The organism is Paenibacillus gansuensis (assembly GCF_042684925.1).
Taxonomy (GTDB): domain Bacteria; phylum Bacillota; class Bacilli; order Paenibacillales; family DY6; genus Paenibacillus_N; species Paenibacillus_N gansuensis.
Genome location: NZ_JBHUME010000013.1, coordinates 111,102 through 133,967, shown reverse-complemented (window position 1 = coordinate 133,967; position 22,866 = coordinate 111,102). Strand labels below are relative to the sequence as shown.

Sequence of the window (22,866 nt, the reverse complement as noted above, 5' to 3'; positions counted from 1 at the left end):
TTTTATTTAGTTGCTGCCGATTTTAATTTCATCGTCAAGCTTTTTGAATTTGGTAAAAACATGCTTCAAACGAGCAGATATACCGTAATGTTTTTTCATTAGTTGGAATAATTCTTTAGCCATCACAGCCCTAGCCAGTGGTTTAAAGGGAAGCGCTAAGGAATTTTTAAGCCTTGTATCTTCCCATGCTACTTTCCCACCCCATAAATGCTTAACTGCAATCGGACCTAGATCTGGAACTTGTGTAATCATGGGAAGCTGCACTGCTTCTTTCCATTCAGATTGCTTAATATATCGGCTCCATTTATTACCGATTATCTTCAAAGGTTTGCTTGGGAAATCATTTTTAAATTTATCAATCTGTTTATAATGAAGGCTCAACTGTAGAGGATCCCCATCGGCAATAATCCATATTTCATCGGACATGCTCATTATCTTTTGATTTTGAGGTTCATGATATTGAGAAGAAATGTCACATAATGTTACTGGAAATCGTTTGGCGGCCAGCAGCAATTGCATGTTCAGTTGCTCTGACCATTCGGGAGTTGGCTCGATACTAGATGGTATCCAATTAACACCACCGGAGATCCAGTTTCCTTCCTCTGATATATAACCGTTAGCTAACAGTTGTTCAGCCCATGACTTCCAAGCTTTTGGGGCATTCTTCTCGCCATACATGAGTTCGTAGTATGTAGAGCCCATATTCGTTGATACGGGTTCAAGCACTGCTACCGGGACATTGTTCTCCCCAAGCATCCTGGCAAAATTGGATGTTACGAAAGTTGCACCTGCCCTTGGATAGAGACTTACAATAGATACGAGCATTGATTTAAAATGAACGGGTACATGTTTAGTGATAATCTTTTCCTCAATGATGATCCGTTCTTTAATCCTTTGGAGTTTTGCCTTTTGCTCTTCAGCAGTTCTCCGTTTATGGACAGGCTTGGGCTGAATTTCCTGTTCTATGGTTTTCGTTTCTTTACGCTGTTGGGCTATGTCTTCTGTAGTTTGGTTCCCTGCATAGTGAGGTTTATCTTCATCCGACTCAGAAGTTTCAAGAGTAGCCAATTCTTTTGGTTTTAGTATTTCATCTAATTGAGCAGGTACCGATTTATGTAGTTCATGCTTTTGAGAGAGAACCGTCGGGTCATCTTTCTCCAGTGTAAACTGCTCGTTTTTCTCTTCCGGAACGGAGTCATCATTTCGGTTCTTGAAAGGTTCTAAACTTACTGCAGGGACTACCACCACTTCTGCCTGTTTCGTTTCCTCCTCTTGAGTAAAACCAGAGTCCTGAACTGTCTGCTTTTGCAGGCTGGCAGTGGTACTCTTGCTGCGCAGATGGTCTTCCAAAATCCCGGTGTCCAGTTCATCGTAACTGATGCACACGTTACCCTCTGCTAACATCCTCTCAATAAACAAATCTTTTTTGCGATGATAGATTAGCAGAAATATTGTTTCCCTTGAATCGGTTTTGACAGTTTCATAAAGGTTCAGAAACGATTCCTGTGACTTGATCACCGTCTCGGGAAGAATGATGACGTCAGCTGGTCCAACGGCATTCCACTGAGGAAAGAAGAAGTCCATTCCTTCTAGGCTGCGTACAAACCGGCCATATTCGGCGAGTTCATCCTCTATCCATTCTCCGAAGTCTTTATCGTCGTATACAAGGAACAAGCGTTTCATGAAGGCACCCGTCTTTCATTAATATCAATATATCAATATATTAGTAATATAATATACAGATATCGGCTTATGTTATAACCTCTGCAAACTCCATTATCGTAATGTTCGATGCTTCTGGTAAATCAACCAGTAGAAGCAAATAAAACCTGTTGCCCTGTAGAATCAAATCTGCTTGTCCATTGACCCTGCGTTCGTAAGTACCTTGGCGATATCCTACCACCTTGAATGGTACTTGAATACGCCCTTCAAATGTGGAAATTGACACATTGTTCATCCAATTGAACTTGAGCAGCTTCGTATCATACACAACAGAAGTATTCTCTCCGAACTGCAATTCTCTTTTTCCATCTGACTTGTAGCCTTCCACAACTTTCCCGATCGCCCGCACGACCATGGCAGACGGAAGGTTATATTTCTCCCGCATAAGCATGTAACATTGCTTCGACAATTTGATTTTGTTTCGGTGTGTTTTGGTGCGGAATCCAATCTGGCTGATGTGATTGCAGACTGTATTAAAAACCTTCATAACATTACTAAGTAATTCATGTTCTTTTTCATTGGTAAGCAATTCAATTTTCATGGTATACAGCACAAGCGCGCCCCCCTTCTATCTGAGGTCGTAATAGGTTTTCTCTCCCTTTTCGAAAAAGAAAAAGCCTTGGGATAGATGAACCTCATTGTATAGTAAGTCCTTATCGGTAACGAACCACGTAAAACTTGATGCACCTTCCTGCTCCGCAATTTTATTCGCAAGAAGTGCTTTTTCGTCGTTTGAGACAAGAACTACAATCGTTGCTTGGGGCTCAACATTCGCGATGTATTCCTTGAAAAAGGCAGCCTGAAAGCGCACTGTTTTCACCCATTTCTCGTCTTCCCGATGACAAATTAGGTAAAATGGCATTTCTCGACCCTTCGGACTTCGCAGTACGTATTTTGCAGTTGGTATTACCTGTATGTCTTTCCATTTCAATGTCGGGTGAAATTCGAAATGCACCATATTAAAGGCTTCACGAAGCTTTATGTAAAGCTCGTTTGTGATTACATATCTCGAGCGATACAGCATGGTCGCGGGCTTTTGATGCCGCGGATCTCTGTTGCCAAGCGAAATCCCGTGCATGTATTTTAAGATGTCGGCTCCACTGTCTCCTAGTTCATATATACTCGGCCGATTACGTTCCGTGCCTCCGGAGTAGCTTGTCCACTTAATTCGCCGCAGCAACCCGTATCGAATCAGTCGACTTACCCTCTTCCTTACAGAGATAAAATCTTTTACATCCGGGAAGAAAATCCGTCTAATTTGGTCCAGGACGATCCATCGATGAACCGATAAAAATCTGACAAGTTGAATGTCACGATCCGTAATCCAACCAGCCTTAATCTTTTGCTCAATCCACCAGTAGTCGTTTTGAGCAAGGGGACTCATACTCAAAAGAAATGCATAAGGGTCGTCCCACTGTGGCCTTTCAGGCAACACAGTATTTGATGACGGTTTGATTAAAGGGGAAACCAGATTTTCCATCTATTATTGTCCTTCCCCGATTAGAGTTCATGCGGGAATGCGACAATGCGTGAGGCAATTCTCCGCTCCTTAGCATGGATGTTTTTAATTCGAATCGTACAGGTTTTTCCTTCGAGAATGCCATCACGAGGCATTTTATTCGGAAACCATGCGAGTGCCTCTATACCCGGCTCCAGCTTTACAAAAACCCCAACGCCCTGAACAACGCTTGTGATTTTACCTGCATAATAATTTTCAACTCCGTATTTCTCATAAACCCGATTCCATGGATCTTCTAGTAATTCCTTTCTTGAAACACGGACTTGTTTCTTCTCGCGGTCGATATGGGTTATCTTTACGGTTAACTGTGTGCCGAGAGGCAGCAGCCCGCGCCCGGAAGGCGTCCAATCATACTCGTAATCTTGAATAGGCATAACGCAGTTGACGCCCTTTATGCGAATATATAGGCGTTCATCTTCAAAACCAGATATCTGACCGGATACAACGTGATTGAGGTCGGCCGTTTCCCAAAATTCATCCTTCAATTCGTCATGTGCCTGTATACGAGAAAGAAGAACAATTCCTTTTTCCTCATCGAATACTTGGACTTTTTCAGCATCTTTTCCCAGTTTTGAAACATCGAGTACCATGAAGTCTACGGTATGATCGATGAAGCCAACGAGCGAGCGGTATTTGTGCCGGTCGAACTGGTTTTCATAAATAAGTCCCTTTAGTCCATTGTTTAATTGGACAATTGCGCATTGCATTTTCTCACCAAATGGAGAGTGAGTCTCCACGCCAATAATGCGGCCTTGATGGATTTGTTTGCGACGCTGCGATGTTTTGTACTCTTGAATAGGATTAGTGATCAAAGCATCATTCATCATGTTTTCCTCCCTTTTTTAACGTACAGATGGTAGTGGTTAATATCAAGTTGGCTAATACCAACAAGATTTAGTTGACCGTCATGCTTATCAAACACATGAAGAGATTTCGTTTTAAAATGAGCGTTTACATTCGGTTCCTCTATTTCCGTTTCCCATGTGACTTGATAGATCCCATTAGGAGAAGGGAATAATCCGGAAAGGTCGACATGTATATTTATTTTCCGTTTGGACGAATTTTCTTCGTCTTGCGCCGGCTCCATTTCACTTAATAACGATTGGACTGTTTTATTGGTAACCGACCATTCCTTTAATAGTTTGGGTTTTACCTTTTTCATGTGTTCGACAATGACGAAAAGTGGAACGGTATCGTAAAGGAATAGACAATTATTGTAGAACCGTTCAACGTGCATCACATTTATTGCTGGGTGTGAGAGTAAAAACTCCAGTTCCTCGATTATTTTTGTTGCCTCATGTCCCATTGCATGCTCCTTCCCCCAAGAATAATTGTAGCATATTGAATAATTAACTAATATATATACTAATATATTACTATACGAATATTAGAAAGAGAAGGATTATTTTACCCTTACCAGATGACTATTCCTTCTTCTTTTGTTCTGAGTAATGGTAATTTGCTTTGTAGCAGCCGTTTCTAAGCGAATTACAACTACCGGAAATCCCAAACGGTCAATTGTCGTAACGATCCCATAAAGAAACTGATCATAGCTAATCGTTGTGTCGTCGTCATAAACCGTTCCATTCTTAACTTGTTCCATTAGATATCCCAGAATGTCCTTCGCGTACGGGGTGTCTCCTGCGATTTCAGCTTCGGGATGCCCAAAAAGGTCCATAAGTCCCTTTGTCATATATTTGGCCGGCTGCCCTGTTTCCAGATTTTGAATGGTAATGATACGTGCTTCATCTAATTTGGGAAACACAACGTGCGCCAGACCGTCATGACCCTTCTCCAAACGGAATATGCGTCCGTTGTAGTTCCAGGTTGCGTTTATGTTAAACTCCATACTGAAAATGCGATCCAGGATATCAAGAAGAAGCTGCTCAGATTCTTCTCCCCCCTGCTCGGCAATAATGTCAGGATATCCATAATGAAAGAGACCGTGGGTGCGGACGTAAAGAATATTTCCCTCCAAGTCCGTAGTAGTCACCGGCAGCAGCGACGGGTCAAAAAATTGATGCATGTTCTTGTTCCTCCTCTTCCTAAATCTCTAAAATGATTATATCCCCGTTCCATAATTTCACATAATTTTTTCAATGATTATTTTGTACGTATTATTTATCGTATTCTCTTTATGCATGCTACAAAAAAGGACGGCCTGCTCCTTGTTACTTCTCCCCTAGAAATCTTTATTAAACTTCCCGACTAACGGTTTCAATAATAGGTGCTTGGTTGGGATGGATCTAGCTTTTCCAAATTGGCAGGATCAAGGACTGTTCCCTCTAAAGTTTTCACCCACAATTGTTGATAATTAACTGCACTTTGGTGTATGATTTTAGATTGTTGTAGAACGATAGTTGTATGTTACTAAATCAATAATTGTGTTACTATATTTATAATTAGATATTAATCCTGAAAGGGCGGAATAAGTTATGCCAGCAGAGTCAGTTGATTTTGAAATTACCGGTACTCTCGAGCCGTATTTGGAGAAGATGATAATGAATCTTCCTAATGGGCCAAAAATGATTATGCAAGTCCTCGCAAAAGATGATTTCAACAAAGAGGATTTGTCCATAGAAAGTCGTGTACGACGTGGCGAGTTAAACTTTGCTGTTCTTTGGCTTGAGGCACTTGGCCTTGCGCAATACAATAGCTCTGGTCGTCAAAAACTTTACAGTCTAACCCCTCTTGGACAAAGTGCATTTAAAAAGTATAACCATATATTCCTCCACATTACCGAAGAAGATTAAATAAAAGGCCGGCATCCTTACGGATCGCCGGCCTTTTATTTTACCCATTTTCAGTATTTCTCTGATTCCTTCCGTTTTGAGCTTTTTCAGCGAGGTATTGCTCGAGTTCGTTTAATTTTTCGTTCACCGCAGCCTGTGATTGTGTTGCCACGTTTTCTAATCCTTGGTGCTTGCTCTGATTTGGATCATCATGCTTTGGGGTTGTCGGAGTTCCGTTGTCCCCCTCCTCTTCTCCATCAGCATCCCATGCAGTATTCCGTACAGCAATGCTTGAATGGGTCTCCTCCTCTTGCTTCAGTGCGTCTTTGTCTATATTTCTTTGTTCAAATTCTTTCGCTTTTCGTTTAATCCGATCAAGTTTATTTTCTTTCGGTTCTTTGCGATCCAATTTTTCATCTACTTTAAATTGCTGCTCCCCTTCCCTCTCAGACCCCTTAGTTAGTTCCGGCGGTTTTTCTGTACTATGCTCTTCAAGTTTCACACTCGTCTCTACTTTCTCCACTAGGGGGGCGAACAGCTTGCGGGGTAATGGGTAGACCATACCGATAACTGGATCAAGTCTTACGTTATTGCGGACCCCTCTGAACAAGCACTCCCCTGCTTCACCAGTCTCCGGGTTGTAACCCTTTAATCGTAAAATCTCACTTGGAAGAACTTTGTAACGCAAATCCTCTGCAATTTGTGTATTGAAGCCTGTGGTCGACATTTCATCAGTCCCGCTGCGTTTACCGATCTGGTAATCTTCGCCGATCATATCAGCGTAATATTCAGCGTCGTCATTGTCCAGGCCGGCGAGTATGAACTTTTGTACGGCGTTTTGTTTTACCATGACACCAAGACGCTCACTTACATCGGTCAGCTGCACGTTGCCTTGATGAATAACATTAACGAACACTTCAAATTCACGCGCCATTTCAAGAAAGGTAGAAAACTCCTCGTCAGCAAACATTTCGAGCTCGTCCACCGTCAGTTGGTGCGGCCGGACCTTTTCTTTCAAGTTTCGTCTAAACGTACTGGCCCGGAGCAAGTTGATGTATAGACGTCCAACCGTGTAGGTTAGGGTTTGCAAAGTGCCATACGCTCCATTTACGAGAACCACTTCACCGTTACGAAGCGAATCATCAATATTGAACGTCGACGGGCCGCAGAAAATACGCTGAATATATTTGTTCGACGTCAACTCGCTCAGATAATCATATAGGTTGGAGTATGTCTGCATCGCGTGCTCTTGCAGCTTTCCCCCACTCGCCATATTACGTGTATATTCAAGTAGTAGCGGTACTTCCGACTCCCTACCAATCAGATCCGAGAGAATTTCCGCACGAAAATCATCATTCATTGGTTGGATGAGACGGTTCAATTCGTTATATGTACACTCATTACCCATTGCCAGTTTAAGGGCTTTAATACCAACACGCATAAGCTGAGTAGATCGGCTTTTGAAGTATTGTTCTGCATCGGGCCCAAGGTAACCGTGAAAGGCCGAAACGTTTGCCTCTATCATAGGCTCAATATCCTGTCCTTCAGGAACAAAAAATGGATTGGTGCAGTCAGTAAACTCATATTCCGGATCCAGGCGCCGATAGGTTCTCCCTGTGCGATCCAAAAAGTTTGAAAGTCTGTTTATAAGGGAACCCTTAGGTTCAATAATTGTGGAACCTATAAAATCATTGAGTAGGTCTTGAACAATCAAATTCGTTGCCAGTAGAGTCTTACCGGCACCAGTACCGCCAATTATTTGCGCATGTTGAGCTCGATCGCTTCTGCTTAATACCATGAGCTCGCTTTGCCGTTCCTTGGTGGGTACCGTGTTGAAAAGCTCCAATTTACAATCTTCTGAATTGTACCGAAGGTGATTTAGACACCCTTTCTGATTTAGATCAAGACCCTCCAGATTGAGTTCTCCATCAGACAGTTCCGATCTCCCCTTTTTATTTTTCTTCCCTGCTGGATTAACTGCAGCAGTCAATTCTGCTTGCTCGACAACCCCTTTAAGCTTGTTAAATACAGTTGAGCGGATGTTGAGGTGTAATGTGAAGTACAGGGTTAAAAATACAACGCCAACAAACAAGATGATGTCTATAATGAGTCCTTTGGTACCCGGTACGAATCGAAGGATTATTTGTCCAGCAGCTAAGATGCTTAGTGCATTCAAAAAAGTTTGTATTATCGGTTTTGCATAGGTGCTCTTAAAAAACAATGGGCAGGAATATATCAAGTGTCCCAAAAAGCATGGAAGTAGAAGTGGAATCGCCCTAAATAATACCGGTTCCCCTACTCCATAGTAGATATCCTGATACTTTCCTACTATCCATAAAAAACAAAATATAACGATCATTAAAATCGAGATGGCCTGCATATTCCAAATTGTGTTCTTGTTTGCCGGATCCATCGTAAAACGTCTAACACCGATATAAGCAGCTTTGAACATAAATGCTATTGTGTGTCCGATAGCAGTTAAGATTCCACCTATGATCATGCCAAGGAATTTCAAGAGTATATCTCCCCTTAAACGTATATTAGTTTATTAATTATCTAATATACTACAATACATACTCTAACCTTGTCATTCACTTCTCACCCCCCATGTCATCAGACACCCTCGTAACCCATCACCAGTGATGCACATAACGTGACCTGTACTAGAGATGTGTTTCACCTGTGATTAACCTTAAGTGGTCAATGATCCACATATAATACACTACTCATTCATCACTTAGAAATCACAGATGCACTCTGTACTCGCCATAACTCATTAGTGAATCATAAGTAATGTACAAGAAGTGGTCACGGCTTTACACGTGATTCACTAATGATGCACCGAGAATAATCAGTATTTTACATATGAATCAACTGTGATGAACAAAAAGTGAATTGTGAAAAGGCTGTTTTTCACTTATGCTTCATATGTAGATGACTCATTTTGATAGTTTGTGTATGATAGAGTAAGAGTGTTTAAGCACATGTGCTTTATATATCAGCTAATAATAAGTTCAAGGGGGGAGACACGTGGAATTTGAGAAGGCATGGAAGATAACAGAGTTCTCTAATCTTATAGGAAAACATCATAATACGGTTGACCAATGGTTCAAGCAGTTAGAGGAAAAGAGGATTCATTACGTGAACAGGATCCTGGGTGAGAAAATCTATGATGCGCTTGATCTTGAGATAGGCCAATTTATTAAAGAGGGGAGAGACAAGAACTATAACCTTCAAATGATCTTCGAACAATTACCTAGTATATATGAAATGCGGTCATTTCCCGTTGATTGGTCTACTGGTGATTCACAACTTGTAGACATAGAAGGACTTAAGAGGATGATGGAGGCGCAATTACAGGCTGCCAAGGCTGAAATGCTAAAAGAGGTAATTGGTGAAGCTGAGAAGATTTTTGAGGAAAAACAAAAACTTCTTCCGCAACCAAAGTCATTTGAGGAACAGCAAGCTGATCGTGTAAATGATGTGATGACTCGATTTAAGATTGAAAGAAAACTCCAAGAGCAAGCGATCCAGGAATGGAGTGCACTCCCCGAAAGTGAGAGAATGCGAAAGGTTGGGCTCTTTAGAAAGGAAGAGGATTGGGGAAAGAGAGAGGCATATATTCACCGCTTTGTTTCAGAGAATATCGAGAATGCACTCAAAGCAGAATATGGATTAAATACATAGGGCACCCAAAAGGGTGCCCTTGTTGTTTGTTCTTGGTCATATGTAATCCACATATGTGTCATCCCAGGTGGTTAACATAGGATATTTGAAAGTTAAATTCCATTAAGTGAATCTAAATATAATTTAAAAAAATTATAATCTCATTTATATCTCATTTATATCTCATTTATATCTTATTTATATCTTATTATAATACTATTTTAACTCTATTATAATCAGGATTAACTCTTATTATAATAAAATTGCCATGCGTTAATAAAATATGAAGTATATGGTGACAGGTGGAGATTAGATGGGCGATAGTGAGCAAGAATAAACGGATCGAGAGGGGAAGAAAGCGCCGGTCATGCATGGCTGGACACTTGGTGTCCTACCACTGGACCATGACCGGGTATGGGGCACCTGGCCGGACTCGAACCGACAGTGAATAAGGCCGTGAGAAAGGTTACGGATAAAAGAAAGTAATAGGGACTAAACGACCTGCCGTGGGGTGATATAAGTTCATCCTTACCGATTCATCTAGAAAGATATACAAAAGGTCGTTGCCTTTCTTATAATCGCTGTAACACTATTAACTGGTTCCACATTCCAAATAAACAGTGATGGCTATACTTATGTAGCATCTCCGAACGGAGGATCAAATGATCCACCTGTAGGTACAGGAGGATAAATGATCGAAGAGTATCAAACAACAAGGGCACCCTTTTGGGTGCCCTATGTATTTAATCCATATCTAAAACTTACCCCCGGTCTAGTGTAGCCATGGGCGACTTCCTAAGACGATGGCTGAGTCGTATTTTATTCGTTTCTCTACCTCGTGAGATACTTATCTTTTAAACTAAGATAAGATTCTCACGACCGGAGTTGGCAGTTCATCTTACTTATTAAAAGGGTTGTAATATTGACAATCAAACAACGACTCCCGTACATTCGAAAAAACGAAAAGTAAGGAGGAGTGGTTATGCGTACAGAAGAGGATCGTATGCAGTTAGAAACGCATCTGGATAGCTTGCTAACTATGATGGAAGAGGAAATCCAATTATGTTATGTTGCTCTAGGTGCCTTCGAAGAGCAAAATACACTTATTATAAGCCTCGTAAATTCAGGACAACATGCTTCCGATGAGAGAAGTGTGGCCAACTCTTATAGAACCATGTACGGAAGATCGCTTATTATGAGCGCGGATATGATCGGTAGGTCATTACAGATGATGCAAAATCTGTTGATTCAATATGGAGGAGGCGCAGAACTAAAATATGATCTTTCCTCCGCTATTGATTTATATCAACATGAATTCTCTTCGATCCGCGATATGCGAAACAGTGTCGCACATGCAGAAGAACGCATCGTAGGTATAGGACCTCGCAACAAAGAACTACCTGAGGAGAAACCAACCCGTATCGAGAACGGGCAAAAGATTTGGGAATATACACCTTCTTTTCTTCATGAATTTGAATTGATTGTTGGTACAGGGGAGAGAGTGCGGTTACAGCTTACCCAAGTATTTGTGGAAATGTTAGGAGCAGTCGTATCTCATGTGCACGAAGTGTTTCCGCAACCTCCCATGAGATTGAACATCTAAAAGAAACCAGAGGCACTCTCGCTGGTTTTTTTCCGTTAAAGGTATTTGCAGCAGCAACTACCTCCAAGGGACTGCCAAGTGTTTATCCTACTTTTTAATCGGTCGGTAATCCACAAATAAACAACGCTCTGAGGCCATAGATGTTTAACCAGTTCCAAGAAGAACTACGTCCCGAATACCTAACGATCTTGTAATGTGACCAGGCTCGTTTTTTTGTCTGGTTAAGGCGAAAGAAAACATAAATAAGGTAACTGGAGAAAGAAGAAGCCCCACGAGAGTTATCTCTGTGGGGCTTCAACTTAGTTTGCAAATGAAGAAGCAACATCAGCACCAAACTTCTTGCCAGCTGGACGCTTCGCTGCGGGGACTTGTGAGCTCTTATCTTCTGTTTGCTCTTGGGGAGTTACGATCGGATCCGATTGCTTTTGGTATTCATCGGTACTATTCCTTGTTGATATCTCCGAAGTCGTTTGTCTCTGTTCCGTCTTTATTTCCGAGCCCTGCGACTCTTCTTGCCACCCGGTAACAGGCGATTCGGAGTTTGGTAAGCTTTGCGGCGATCCACCAAGAACAACCCGCTCCTGAGCAGAAGTACTAGGTAATGTTGGAGCTTGCTGCTCCGGTACGCTGTAAACAGCCGGAGGAGGCGCTGACGCAGTCGCCAGTTGATGTTTCAGACTCTCTATCGAACGGAATTGAGGAATGAATTCCTGTAAGTTACGAAGTCCATTTTCTGCAATTTCCTTCTGAATCAGATACCGTATGGAATCGCTATATGTGTTCTGTAGGTTAAGCCATGCCATAACCAATTCCTCTTCATCTTCTCGTGTTTTCATTACGACGGGTTTACCCGGTACGACTGGTGTTTTCTTCAACGCACTCACCTCCAATCTGCATTAATCCACTGAACATTATTCTTTTGCTGCTGCGATTTGTTTTTTCGTAACCCCGACTGCCGCATTCTTCAAGCTTGTATAGATATCGCTTCTCACAAAGAAGTCCAAGCCTTCCGCGTTTAAAGTTACCGCATATTGAGCAGGTACATAAAGGAGTTTGAAACGATTACGTTCTGCGAGCTCAAGTAATTTTGGCTCCAGATAGTCCCTCATTAGAATGCTTCCGCCGCCATATACAGCCAGAATATCAATGTCGTTTGCACCGATCTTCAATACCTGGTCGCTAATGTGCTTAATAATTTGTGTCACTTGATTTTCAATATGCGGACGGAAAGCCTGCAGAGCCTCACTAATAAATTTATGCGGCTTTTGAGTGAATTGGCTGCGCAAAATATCGCTGTATTGTTGACGAGAGATGGAATTGAATGCATGAGGAGCTAGGGAGAGCAAATCGTCAATCGCATCACCAATTGCGTGGCCTACCCCATGGTTAATCCCGCTGCAAAAGTCCTTATCTACAAGATCCCCTCGGGTAAAGGGCGTATCCGAAGTGCCATCTCCCAAGTCCAGATGGAGAATGCTGTTGCCATCTAAAAGGCTACCGTCTACCTCTCCGTCCAGTTTGTATGTATTAGCAAATTCTGCGAATAGATCAGTGGCTGTGCCACCCTCATAGCTGCCGGTTCTCCAGTTCCCGTCCTTATCCATTTGGAGTGCAAATACCGGCGGAGTACCTTCCTGAAGGATATGTACATAGGCGAACTTAATCTTTACTTCGACTTGCTTAGTCCGGCCAAGATGTACGGTGACAGAATGCGTGCCGTTCATGAACTTTTCCTTCATTTTATCCACGTTCGCCGGCGTATGCTGCTTGACTGGAAGAGCGGCGGCCATATCCACTTCGACTTCTAATGTTTCCGGGCTCTTTCCTTCAGCGTAAGCCTCTTCAACCGCACGGGCTGCAATCGCAGCGAAGGTTGTTACATAAGGTACGTCTTGATCCGACTTTGCATTGTTCCCTTTGACGTATAGGCTTGTCACGTTCTCTCCAACGGTTTTTAAGGCATAACGGCCAACAAGGTACAGCCCGGTACGTAAAACAGGTGATACGATCGACACCGCGAGGTTCTCGTAAATATTCTTCAGGTTCTTTTGTACGTCTAGGTCGTCATCGTTCCAAGGGTTTTGCCCGTATACCGCAAAGACGTTGGGTTGCCGGATAAGTTTGCCGCTCACGTAGATGTCCTGTTCGCTATTTCCGATATCGTTTCCCACTAAGTATTGTAGTTTCAAGTTCTTTCCTCCCCATAATTGTTGTTGTTCAATCTACCATTGATTGTATGACCATTTATAATGCGAGTCAAATAAAATTAGAATCTTTTTCTAATAACATTATAATCCTATTATAATACGATTATATTCAGGGGGCATTTATCACTTATATATGGATTTGCTTGCCCCAGTGTCTGTGCGGGTAGTTCCCCACCATGAAGCACCAAGGGTTTAGGGCCTGTTATCCCACGGCCATTTTTCCAAAATTCCATTCTTCCAATCCGCGGCCAGTAGGATGGAGGAATAAAAAGACGGTCACTTTACGCGTAATTTATACCGTTTTTTATTCCGTCATTAATAACGTGTATGGAACGATTTTGTAGCGTTTTTTATCCCGTTATAAATCCCGTTTTTCCGACGTCGGCCTTTTTGCTCTATTTCTGCTGTAATTCCACGTGCAGTCAATCTTTTGCACGTTGACGAAAACGCGACTAACACCTTAAAATCGACTCGATACAAAAAAACGGAAAAGTTTTCCTTGAATGATAGGAGCGTGTGACGTTGAATGTAGGCAATTCGGATAATAGGGAAAAGAAGGTCCGGAAGTCTAGACAGAAGAAGGAGTTATCATTTGGTGAACAAGTCGATCGTTTGAGTGATCGTGACTGGAGAATGCTTATTGACCTTTATTTCTGTCGTTGTATGCCACTGACTGCTGTAACAAAGCATTATTATGAAAATGATGAGATTAAGGATTGGGCTAAACGGAAGAGAAACATGAGGGACCATATGGCGATCATCACCAAGGCAGGCATCTTAGAGAAAGCTGAAACGGATCCCAATGCAGTTGCTCTCCCGTCATCGAAAAGAACAGGAGGCATTAAGACCGAGTCTTGGTACTTCCTTTCCCAAAAGGGGTTCCGACTGGTTGAGGCCAGATTGAAAGATGTTGACCGGTACAGACTGTCTAAGAATGAACTGGACTTAGCCCGAGCTAGAAAGGACCATTTGTGGGCCGTCGCACAAGTATACCTCGATCTTAAATACGAGTTCCTTCCGCAGCAAGCGCAGCAATTCTATGATTGGGATTGGTACCCGTCGTTAACTATTTACGGCCATAACGATTTGTATGAGGTTCGACCCGATGCAGTTCTCCGTCTGCAGGATCAGCTTTACTATATTGAGCTCGACCTTGCTACCGAGCCAATACGGAGATCACCATTCCAGAAGGGGGATACATTCCAGGTTTCTATTACCAACAAGTTGGAAAGGTATAAGGCGGTTCTTCATCACTCAGATGTAAACGAAGTTCAAAAAAGTGGCATTATTGCCTTCATCGTTCCAGATGCCGTCTATGGCGCTAGGCTCTCGAACATACGTTCTGCGGCTAAATCTATCTTTACGGAGAAGTTCCCAACGAAGGTATTGGTCGGACGGACCATCCAAGATATCATGTCGGAAAGGAAAGACCTATTGGTAGCAGGATCTGTAGGGGAGGGCTAATTGCATGAAGTACGAGGATATGACGCCGGAACAAAAGCGGAACTATGGCTTTATTAAACTTTCTAAGCAGGAGGTTAACTTCATCACACAGATGGAGAAAGAGGGGATAAGAAAGGTTAGGACGCGGCATACCGAGAGAAATAGGCCCCAACTGCGCCTTATTGTGAATGAGGGCTAAAGTATAATGAGCTCATAAGTTGGTGAAAAATTTGCCAATTGTTATATGTTAATTAATATAGTGCTATGTTATTATATTAGTTAGTTAATATATATCAATGCACACTAGAGAGGAGGTGAGCGATTGAGTAAGAACCAGAAGGTCATAATCTCCAGCGTAGGCGTTCTATTGGCGCTTATACTGGCCGTCCTCATGATCCGAAGTCCGGTAGAGAAGCAAATCGCCTCGGATCCTCCTCCAAAGCAGGTCGTCACGCCGGCTCCTCAGGAGACAACACCACCCAAAGAGATGGATGATTCTCATGAAAAAGTTGCTGGTCTAATCGACGACGCTTCGGCTGCTGTCATGAAAGAGGCACCGGGGCTATGGGGGAGAGTAACGGAAAGTTGGAATTGGTTTATGGGGTTTGACGCAAAACACGCAATTATTCTGATCGGTGTCATGGTCTTCGTTGTTGGAATTCTAGTATCAGGAAACCACCGCGGCGGAGGCAAACGTAATCAACATTAAGTAGGTGATGAAGGTTTGGGGTTTTTCAAAAAAAAGAATAGTGACACATCTGACGAGACGCTGATTGAAGCGGGTAAAACGCCCAAGGTCGACAAGAAGCCAAAATCGGACAAGTCCATAAAGCCAAGGGCGCCAAAAAGCATGGCAGGCAAGAAAGCAATACGTTCTGTATTCTGGATCTTCATGAGCCTTCTACTCCTCAAAGGAGTTATCGCTTTCGCACAAGGTAATCGGACTATTAATCAGACAATTATTAACGGCAGCAATGATCCAATCGTCTCCGATTCCGTAAAAGGCTTTGCCGCTGACTTTGCCACAGAGTATTTTACGTGGGATTCAGATTTCGTTGCTGACAGGAGCTCTCGCCTAACTAAATTTGTTAAGGGCGTTGATTCTGAAATGGGATTAAAGACTTTCGATGTTAAGGGTTCAAGCACGGTGACCTCCTCAGAAGTCTACTCTTCAAAAGTCATTGATCCAAAACACATTGATGTTACAGTAGTTGTTTGGAGGGATGTACTCCCGCTTCCTGATCAACTTCTGAATGCTCAAGGTAAGGCACCTAAACCGGAAACCATTAAGAAGAAGGTGTATATGGTTGTCCCGGTGACCCTGGCGGCTGAAGGGCCTGTAATTCAAGATTATCCACGGTTCGTAACTGAGCAGCAGCGGGGGGATACGGTTGATACCTCCACTATGGGAACGACTGTCGGAGACAGCGATCTTCTTACAAAGGGCAAAGACCTTGCAGACAGTTTCCTGCATTCCTGGTATGACGGCAATGCCAGCCAACTGCGATATTTTTACTCAGATACCGTGAAATCGCCGGATACCATTCCAAAATCAGAATTCATTTATGACAAACTCGATAAGGTTACGGTATATAAGAACCCAACGAAGATCGGGGAGCCTTCTACATACCGCATCGAGGCAAACGTTATTGTAAAAAGTGATATTGGGGAGCCATTCACAAATACATGGAAGCTGCAGGTTACTCAGAAAGATGGACGCTTGTATGTCCTCTCCAATGGGATAGAAGTCCCTAATTTCTCAAAGCCGCCAACTACGTCCGTTGAAAATGAGCCTTCCTCTTCACCAGACGGAAAACCAAGCGATAGTAATACGTCAGGCCCAATTACGTCCGAATAGTTGTATATCACATTACTAATATAATTAGTAACATATTAATTTCCTAAGGGGGAATTCTCCAATGTTAAAAAACAAGCATATGAAAACCGCTACTAAGATCGTGCTACTATCCATCGCTTTGTTCTCCGTCGTTTCACCGGTGTTCGCTCAAGGGGTGGGCGAAGCAATCGGTGGTAGTCTCACGAAAAACATCAACGCACTAATCCCTGCCGTGCTGCTCGCCGTTGGTGGCTATTTCCTCATCACGCGTGACTGGATGAAAATGATCAGTTTCGTGGCCGCGGCCCTCCTCATTGCCATCTTCACAAACTGGGAATGGGTGAAGAACATCGGTGGGAAAATCTACAATTCCTTTCTCGCTTAATTATGAGTGAGCGAAACGACACACCACGCATCACGGTTTCGAACTACACCAAGATATGGAACCTAGATTGGGTGGTTTACGCATTGGAAGGAAAGAAGTTGCCGATTCCCGCAAACCTTCGTGTCATTGGCATATTTGTTGCATGTGAGTTCCTGTTCTGGATACTTGGAAATACGCTGCTTTTCTTCTTTCCCAAAGTATATTCTATTTTCTTGTTCCCGATCGGTGCCACATGGCTTATTGCAAAACAAAAACTTGACGGGAAAGCCCCTCACAAATGGCTATTTGGAATGATCCAATTCTGGATGCGCCCCAAGTACCTGCACAGGTACCAAAAGTTCATACACACAAAGCATTATGTATACGGCAGTAAGGTGATTTACCGCACTCGGAGGGAGCGCGCATAGCGCGTCCCTCTTTTTACAAGGAGGTTCTAAACTTGGCACTCGGAGCAAAAAAGAAAGTAAATAAAATTAACATCGAGTTCCCTGTTGCATATTTCGAACAAAACTTGATTTTCAACCATGATAAATCCGCATGGGCTGTATATGAAATCGACTCCTACGTCTATGACCATCTGAGCGACCAACAAAAGATCGATCGGCTCATTTCCCAAACATCATTCCTCGCTCTCCTGACAGACCGTTTTCATTTGCTATGGCTTCCAAAAACGCATGACATTACCGAACACCACGCGCGTTTAAAGGAACGCCTCAATGGACCTATGAAGAAGTGGGGGAAAAAGTTCATTGGCACGATGGACGAATACCTAAACAACAACTACAACTCCGTTGATGGTGCCAATAATGCGGATTTCCGAGCATACATAGCCGTATATTTGCCGAAGAACGATGCGAAAGACCTCGTTGAGCAGGTAGAGAGCATCGCGGTAGAGCTTAAGAAGCTGATTCTTCATCCGAAGCGCTTTATCGAAAACCTGACCGGTCTAAACGAACCCGAGATTTTTGATCACGAGTTCCAAGCCTATCTTATAAAAGAGCGTCAAATCTTTGACCGTCTTTCTCGAAAGTTAAAGGTAAAGCGGGCTACACATGAAAATTTAGAATGGCTGCTAAAGCGCAATTTTTGGTGGGGGATTTCGGATCCGACGCTTCGCTCCACTGGCGAGGATGGCTGGAGTCCGAAGAAGGCAAAAGGGGAGAGGGGCGGTCTCAGCACATTCCTTTACGACTCGCGCCAAATCCTTACGCTTGCCGAAGGCGATATAGATGCGTCACACCCGAGACGCATCAAAATTACGCAGCCGCATGATGGAGAGGAAAAACAGGTCTATCACGCGTACCTGGCGCTTTCTGAATTGCCCGAAAACATGGAGATGCCGGGCAGTGAATGGCTCTATAGTGCTGCAACACTTCCGTTCCCCGTCCAAATGAGCGTTAAGGTGGAAGTATTGGAAGCCCGGGATGCCCTTAAAAAACTAAGCAAGAAGAAAATGGATATAGATAATCAGGTCAAAAACATACACGAGGCTAATGCCCAAGTCCCGCTCGATCTGCAGGAAAAGCAAGAAAGGGCGCTGTACTTGGAGGATGAGTACAAGAAGCGCAAAAATCCTACCTTTATCACACATGTTACCTTCGGTATGTATCATACAGACCTTAACATGCTGAAGAGTAACGTAAAGATCATTCAAGACCACTATAGGGACTTTGGTAATATTCACGTCGAGTTGCCAGCCGGTGACCAATGGCTTTTATTTAATGATTTTATTCCGGGTTCCCCTCGGTACGTGTCTGACTATATTCAACGGATCCCGCCTGAGACGCTTGCCGCAGGAATGATCGGGGCGACCCAAGAACTTGGTGACGGTAAAGGGCTCTATATCGGCACAACGGGCAGGTTGGACCATCCTGTTTATTTTGATCCGGGGCATGCCAGTCAAATCAACCGAAGCCCTTCAATCACAGTAACCGGTACACTGGGCGGCGGTAAATCGGTGACGGCCAATCTGCTTGCCTATCAGAATGGTGCTGTTCTCGGCGGAAAGTCGCTCATTTTTGACCCAAAAGGGGAACGTACTCATTGGCCAGATGCACTGCCCGAACTTGATGGACAGATTCAAGTCGCCACATTGTCCTCTTCCAAAGAGGATATGGGCAAGCTGGACCCGTTTGTGATGCTTGACGATATAGAAACGGCGAAGGAAGCAGCGGTTGAAATTCTGGCATACCTGTCCTCCACCAAAACTAACAGTGCTGAATACAGTTACATATCCCGCGCTGTTCACCAAGTATCACAAGAGGAGCATCCTTACCTTGCCCGTTGCGTAGACGTTCTTTTTGAAATAGGTAAGGAACGGCCGCAAGCATATCAGTTGGCTGAGATCCTGGAGAGCTTCCAGACGCTATCATTTGCAAAGTTGCTGTTTGGCACAGGCGGCGAAAACACGATTCGTATGGATTATGCCATCAATATTCTTCAGGTTCAGAATCTCAAAATGCCGAGCCCAGACAAGTTGCCTGAAAACTACTCTCTTGATGAAAAAATGTCGGTTGCTCTCATGTTCGCAATCGCCCGCTTCGCCCATAAATTTATTTTCCATGATCGTTCAATCTTTAAGTACGTCCTCATGGATGAAGCCTGGGCACTTCTTGGCACACAGGCGGGTAAGGCGCTTGCCGATATGGTTGTTCGTACAGGCCGCAGCTTGAACGGTGGCGCGATATTCGTCACGCAAAACGCAACTGACGTTGCTGGCGACCTTGCAGGTAACATTGGCGTCAAATTTGCCTTCCGGGACTCCGACCGGGCCAAAATTGAGAAGACGCTGTCCTATTTCGGTCTCGAGATTACTCAGGAGAACATTGATATGATCAAGAACCTCGACAACGGCCAATGTCTCATGCAAGACATATACGGCCGAGTCGGGCTTGTCCGGATCGACGTCGTATTTCAGCACCTGTTCGACTGCTTCGATACTCGTCCGCCGCAAGAAAATGAAGCTGCGGAAGTGGAGCTCGAAGTAACGCAGGAGGAGGAACACCAGTTCTCTATTCTGGAACGCTTCGCCCAGTACCAGCAGGAAGTTGCAGCTGCCGGGGAGGAGGAAAACGATTCCGATGAAGATTCCGAGGATGAGGATTAAAAAGCCGTCAAGACGAGCGCTAGTTATTGCAGGTGTATTCCTAACGATTTTTCTTGCTTTCGCCATCCCGGTAACGGTCTCATACGCCAAAGCAATGGACGATATGATCCCAAGCGACAAATCCACGACAACGCTGTATAACAAATACAGTCCGGCTAACTATTCGTTTCAAACGGCCACACCTGATCGTCATTTCTGGCAGGTAGGCGCAAAGGCAAACGACAGTATTAACACAATCTACGATCACCTTCTATCCATGGCCTTCTTAATTGGGGTGCAGATTACCCGCTTCTTTAACTTTGTTGCCCGAGAAGCTTTTCAATTTACATTCATGGATAGCTTGATAACCGGTGTTGAGGATATTATTCAAAATCTTACCGGCGTTAGCGGAGGAAATATCGGTAACGGATTATGGGGGAGCATGTTCGGCATTTTTGCGTCTATCACGCTCTGTTATGTCCTTTGGCAAGTGATTCGATTCCGGTTCTTGGACTCAATAGGGACAATGGCATCGTTTCTTCTGGCGCTTGTCGTAGCTTTTGCATTTTTTTCCAACGCAGGAACCTTCCTGCGGTTCATGAATAGTGCGGGTAACGAACTCGCCGCAACCATGTATAAAGGTCTCGCCGTCCCTGGGGGCCTTAATACATCAACTACAAACGGCGTGCAGCAAATATCCGAGCAAGTATGGTTGGAGCTTGTAATGAAGCCTTATGGCATGCTGCAATTTGATGATGCTAGCGCGTACGAAAAGCACCCTGACCTTGTGGGTAAGGTTCTAAAGACGGATCCATATTCCGACGAACGCGATAAGGCGTTAAAGGCAGTAAAAGGCACTTGGCCAGCCGTAGAAAAAGTGCGTTCTGACGAGCAAATGATTATTCTTCTCTGTAATACCATTTTCTCAGTATTCATTCTTGGATTATTCTGCTTTTGGGCCATCGCGACCATTTTCTTCCGGATCAAGCTATTGATTCATGCCGTTGTAATGGCGGTTACTCTTCTCGCTGCTCTTTTACCAGGGAGGGAAGCGGGATTGTCTGTGCTCCGCGGTCAGTTCCTCAAATTAATGGGACTTGTCTTGATGACGACGTTTACGATGTTCTTTCTAGATCTATCGCTTGTCGTTGGTCATATGACTTTTAATATCGTGCACACCAAGGCTGGTTGGTTTACCGGTATGTTGCTGGAAGCAATCGTCGTATTCGTTATCTTCAAATACCGTGAGGAAATTGGATCTGTGTTCTCCAAAGCTGCGGGTCATATTCCAATGGCACCTAAGGTCAAAAACACGATACTTGATGAGACGCAACGGTGGGGTACTCGTCGCCTGATGACAAAAGCAGGTGAAACCATGAGCGGAGTCTTTAATCGTAAGGAGCCAGAAGGCGTGCCGAGTAAATTAAACCCATCGGCGCTCTCAAAAGCCGGCGATAACCTGAACGATGCTACGACCGCGAGTATGCAACTGCGCTATCAGAGGGAAAAGGATGCCTCAGAACAAGTTGCTGCTGAAACCGGTCAACCCGTCCAATATACCCCATTTGTGGCCAAGGTCAATGATAATATACGGAACGGAGTCAAACATCCATTCCGTGGCATGGACAAAGATTGGAAGGAAGAAAAGGGGCGTTTGGAAGCCATCCAAAAGGATGGTGGCAACGTAAGGGAAGCAATTCTGACAACCGGCGTTTCGGAAGATATGAACGATCAGCAAGTGGCGGCTACTATGTACTCCAACGAGAATGCGATCCGCCAAGCGTCCACGTTCATGGTAAACCGTCCGAAAACGGCAGTGAATCAGCTTCAAAGGGCTAACACACTCAACAAAAACCGAAAGCTGGAGACGACCGTCAACGATTTCGTCATGGTTGAGTTGTTCGAACGGTACAAGGTTGAATACAAGACTGCGATCGATACCGCGGCGGCAACAGGCGATACAGTGAAACACTCTGACTTTGTAAACGACATGGACAAGCGTTTCAAGGCAGCAGGGCTCAATACAACGCAGAAGGTCAATGATAAAATGCTGTCTCGTAACGGCCGCATTTCAGTTGCTTCCAAGTTTGAATCCATGCCTGAGTTTGGTAAGAAGCGGGACGATCTGCTAGAAGCAAATGATGCATTTAGGAAGGTGACGGCACCAGCAGAGGGAATTAAGCCGGCAGTCCCTCCCGCTAAGATTCCCGTTCCTGCATCACCCGCTTCTGTGCTTCAAAGCATGCCAACTTTACCGAACGCTTCTCAAAAGCTAGATATGGCGCCTATCCTGCTCACTGGCAAACCACAAGTTAAAGCAGATATTGATATGTCACGAGTGAGAATGCCGGATAACATCCAGCAAAGAATGAAAGACGCGAATGAAAAGGTCAAAACTGGTGTGGAAGGCATCCAACCAGGCGAGCAGTTACGGATTGATACGGTCGCTAATACTTCCGTGGTGGTCAATCTCAAGAATAAGGTCTCGACAGAAGTTTCGGAAGGCTTGGATGGCCTGAATAACGAGCTGAAGGTCATGCAGAGAGCGAACGGCCGGAAGCTCGCTCAGACGAATACCGACACGGATAATGTGGTGAAGAAGAATTCAACGACGGCGCAGCAGACCCGGAAACCGACGTCTCGCCCGACCGTCCAATAAGGAGGGCT

20 protein-coding genes are annotated in these 22,866 nt (G+C 44.0%); 11 read left to right on the top strand and 9 right to left on the bottom strand.

The genetic code is table 11. The features are described from left to right. Positions 1-6: 6 nt before the first annotated feature. The 6 genes from ACFSUF_RS20070 to ACFSUF_RS20045 form a co-directional block, all read right to left on the bottom strand. The gene (locus ACFSUF_RS20070) at positions 7-1,683 is read right to left on the bottom strand and encodes a hypothetical protein (RefSeq protein WP_377605894.1); all 1,677 of its coding nucleotides are present in this window, start codon (positions 1,681-1,683) and stop codon (positions 7-9) included. Between the two features lie 67 nt (positions 1,684-1,750). Then, positions 1,751-2,275 (bottom strand): hypothetical protein, encoded by a 525-nt coding sequence (locus ACFSUF_RS20065; RefSeq protein ID WP_377605891.1) that lies wholly within the window; start codon positions 2,273-2,275, stop codon positions 1,751-1,753. Between the two features lie 15 nt (positions 2,276-2,290). Continuing rightward, entirely contained in the window at positions 2,291-3,202 is a 912-nt protein-coding gene (locus ACFSUF_RS20060; protein ID WP_377605888.1) for a replication-relaxation family protein, read from the bottom strand. Between the two features lie 20 nt (positions 3,203-3,222). Then, entirely contained in the window at positions 3,223-4,068 is an 846-nt protein-coding gene (locus ACFSUF_RS20055; RefSeq protein WP_377605885.1) for a 30S ribosomal protein S1, read from the bottom strand. Further along, a complete protein-coding gene (locus ACFSUF_RS20050; protein WP_377605883.1) occupies positions 4,065-4,547 on the bottom strand; it encodes a hypothetical protein in 483 nt (160 codons plus the stop codon). Before ACFSUF_RS20050 ends, ACFSUF_RS20055 begins: the two co-directional genes overlap by 4 nt. A 96-nt stretch (positions 4,548-4,643) precedes the next feature. Beyond that, positions 4,644-5,267, bottom strand: a complete 624-nt coding sequence (locus tag ACFSUF_RS20045; RefSeq protein WP_377605881.1) for a hypothetical protein — start codon at positions 5,265-5,267, stop codon at positions 4,644-4,646. Between the two features lie 409 nt (positions 5,268-5,676). Here ACFSUF_RS20045 and ACFSUF_RS20040 point away from each other — a divergent pair, with 409 nt between their 5' ends. Further along, positions 5,677-5,994 (top strand): hypothetical protein, encoded by a 318-nt coding sequence (locus tag ACFSUF_RS20040; RefSeq protein ID WP_377605879.1) that lies wholly within the window; start codon positions 5,677-5,679, stop codon positions 5,992-5,994. A gap of 40 nt (positions 5,995-6,034) precedes the next feature. On the opposite strand, the gene ACFSUF_RS20035 is transcribed toward ACFSUF_RS20040, so the two are convergent. After that, positions 6,035-8,488: a type IV secretory system conjugative DNA transfer family protein gene (locus tag ACFSUF_RS20035; protein ID WP_377605876.1), complete on the bottom strand. Its 2,454-nt coding sequence runs from the start codon at positions 8,486-8,488 to the stop codon at positions 6,035-6,037. Between the two features lie 515 nt (positions 8,489-9,003). On the opposite strand from ACFSUF_RS20035, the gene ACFSUF_RS20030 reads away from it, so the two are divergent. Next, complete coding sequence (locus ACFSUF_RS20030; protein ID WP_377605873.1) at positions 9,004-9,660, top strand: hypothetical protein; 657 nt, start codon at positions 9,004-9,006, stop codon at positions 9,658-9,660. Positions 9,661-10,621: 961 nt separating this feature from the next. Further along, positions 10,622-11,242, top strand: coding sequence for a hypothetical protein (locus ACFSUF_RS20025; RefSeq protein ID WP_377605870.1), 621 nt, complete (start codon positions 10,622-10,624; stop codon positions 11,240-11,242). 299 nt (positions 11,243-11,541) lie between these two features. On the opposite strand, the gene ACFSUF_RS20020 is transcribed toward ACFSUF_RS20025, so the two are convergent. Both ACFSUF_RS20020 and ACFSUF_RS20015 read right to left on the bottom strand, forming a co-directional pair. Continuing rightward, a complete protein-coding gene (locus tag ACFSUF_RS20020) occupies positions 11,542-12,117 on the bottom strand; it encodes a hypothetical protein (protein WP_377605867.1) in 576 nt (191 codons plus the stop codon). A 36-nt stretch (positions 12,118-12,153) separates the two neighbouring features. Next, positions 12,154-13,431: a hypothetical protein gene (locus ACFSUF_RS20015; protein ID WP_377605864.1), complete on the bottom strand. Its 1,278-nt coding sequence runs from the start codon at positions 13,429-13,431 to the stop codon at positions 12,154-12,156. A 540-nt stretch (positions 13,432-13,971) separates the two neighbouring features. Here ACFSUF_RS20015 and ACFSUF_RS20010 point away from each other — a divergent pair. The 8 genes from ACFSUF_RS20010 to ACFSUF_RS19975 all read left to right on the top strand — a co-directional run bounded on the left by ACFSUF_RS20010 (position 13,972) and on the right by ACFSUF_RS19975 (position 22,858). Then, the gene (locus ACFSUF_RS20010; protein ID WP_377605861.1) at positions 13,972-14,913 is read left to right on the top strand and encodes a replication-relaxation family protein; all 942 of its coding nucleotides are present in this window, start codon (positions 13,972-13,974) and stop codon (positions 14,911-14,913) included. A 4-nt stretch (positions 14,914-14,917) separates the two neighbouring features. Further along, positions 14,918-15,091, top strand: a complete 174-nt coding sequence (locus ACFSUF_RS20005; protein ID WP_377605858.1) for a hypothetical protein — start codon at positions 14,918-14,920, stop codon at positions 15,089-15,091. A 123-nt stretch (positions 15,092-15,214) separates the two neighbouring features. Next, the gene (locus ACFSUF_RS20000; RefSeq protein WP_377605855.1) at positions 15,215-15,601 is read left to right on the top strand and encodes a hypothetical protein; all 387 of its coding nucleotides are present in this window, start codon (positions 15,215-15,217) and stop codon (positions 15,599-15,601) included. 15 nt (positions 15,602-15,616) lie between these two features. Beyond that, positions 15,617-16,750, top strand: a complete 1,134-nt coding sequence (locus ACFSUF_RS19995; protein WP_377605848.1) for a conjugal transfer protein — start codon at positions 15,617-15,619, stop codon at positions 16,748-16,750. Positions 16,751-16,811: 61 nt separating this feature from the next. Continuing rightward, a complete protein-coding gene (locus ACFSUF_RS19990; protein WP_377605845.1) occupies positions 16,812-17,114 on the top strand; it encodes a hypothetical protein in 303 nt (100 codons plus the stop codon). After that, the gene (locus tag ACFSUF_RS19985) at positions 17,066-17,521 is read left to right on the top strand and encodes a TcpE family conjugal transfer membrane protein (protein ID WP_377605843.1); all 456 of its coding nucleotides are present in this window, start codon (positions 17,066-17,068) and stop codon (positions 17,519-17,521) included. The genes ACFSUF_RS19990 and ACFSUF_RS19985 overlap by 49 nt, the downstream gene beginning before the upstream one ends. Before the next feature lie 32 nt (positions 17,522-17,553). Continuing rightward, positions 17,554-20,220 (top strand): ATP-binding protein, encoded by a 2,667-nt coding sequence (locus ACFSUF_RS19980; protein ID WP_377605841.1) that lies wholly within the window; start codon positions 17,554-17,556, stop codon positions 20,218-20,220. Next, positions 20,195-22,858, top strand: a complete 2,664-nt coding sequence (locus ACFSUF_RS19975) for a CD3337/EF1877 family mobilome membrane protein (RefSeq protein WP_377605838.1) — start codon at positions 20,195-20,197, stop codon at positions 22,856-22,858. The genes ACFSUF_RS19980 and ACFSUF_RS19975 overlap by 26 nt, the downstream gene beginning before the upstream one ends. Positions 22,859-22,866: the final 8 nt, after the last annotated feature.

Excerpts from the sequence above, each read along its gene's own strand:
- ACFSUF_RS20060 (WP_377605888.1), bottom strand. The coding sequence starts at position 3,202 with ATGGAAAATCTGGTTTCCCCTTTAATCAAACCGTCATCAAATACTGTG.
- ACFSUF_RS20025 (WP_377605870.1), top strand. The coding sequence starts at position 10,622 with ATGCGTACAGAAGAGGATCGTATGCAGTTAGAAACGCATCTGGATAGC.
- ACFSUF_RS20005 (WP_377605858.1), top strand. The coding sequence starts at position 14,918 with ATGAAGTACGAGGATATGACGCCGGAACAAAAGCGGAACTATGGCTTT.
- ACFSUF_RS20040 (WP_377605879.1), top strand. The coding sequence starts at position 5,677 with ATGCCAGCAGAGTCAGTTGATTTTGAAATTACCGGTACTCTCGAGCCG.
- ACFSUF_RS20055 (WP_377605885.1), bottom strand. The coding sequence starts at position 4,068 with ATGATGAATGATGCTTTGATCACTAATCCTATTCAAGAGTACAAAACA.
- ACFSUF_RS19990 (WP_377605845.1), top strand. The coding sequence starts at position 16,812 with ATGTTAAAAAACAAGCATATGAAAACCGCTACTAAGATCGTGCTACTA.
- ACFSUF_RS19985 (WP_377605843.1), top strand. The coding sequence starts at position 17,066 with ATGGGTGAAGAACATCGGTGGGAAAATCTACAATTCCTTTCTCGCTTA.
- ACFSUF_RS20045 (WP_377605881.1), bottom strand. The coding sequence starts at position 5,267 with ATGCATCAATTTTTTGACCCGTCGCTGCTGCCGGTGACTACTACGGAC.
- ACFSUF_RS19975 (WP_377605838.1), top strand. The coding sequence starts at position 20,195 with ATGAAGATTCCGAGGATGAGGATTAAAAAGCCGTCAAGACGAGCGCTA.
- ACFSUF_RS20050 (WP_377605883.1), bottom strand. The coding sequence starts at position 4,547 with ATGGGACATGAGGCAACAAAAATAATCGAGGAACTGGAGTTTTTACTC.
- ACFSUF_RS20070 (WP_377605894.1), bottom strand. The coding sequence starts at position 1,683 with ATGAAACGCTTGTTCCTTGTATACGACGATAAAGACTTCGGAGAATGG.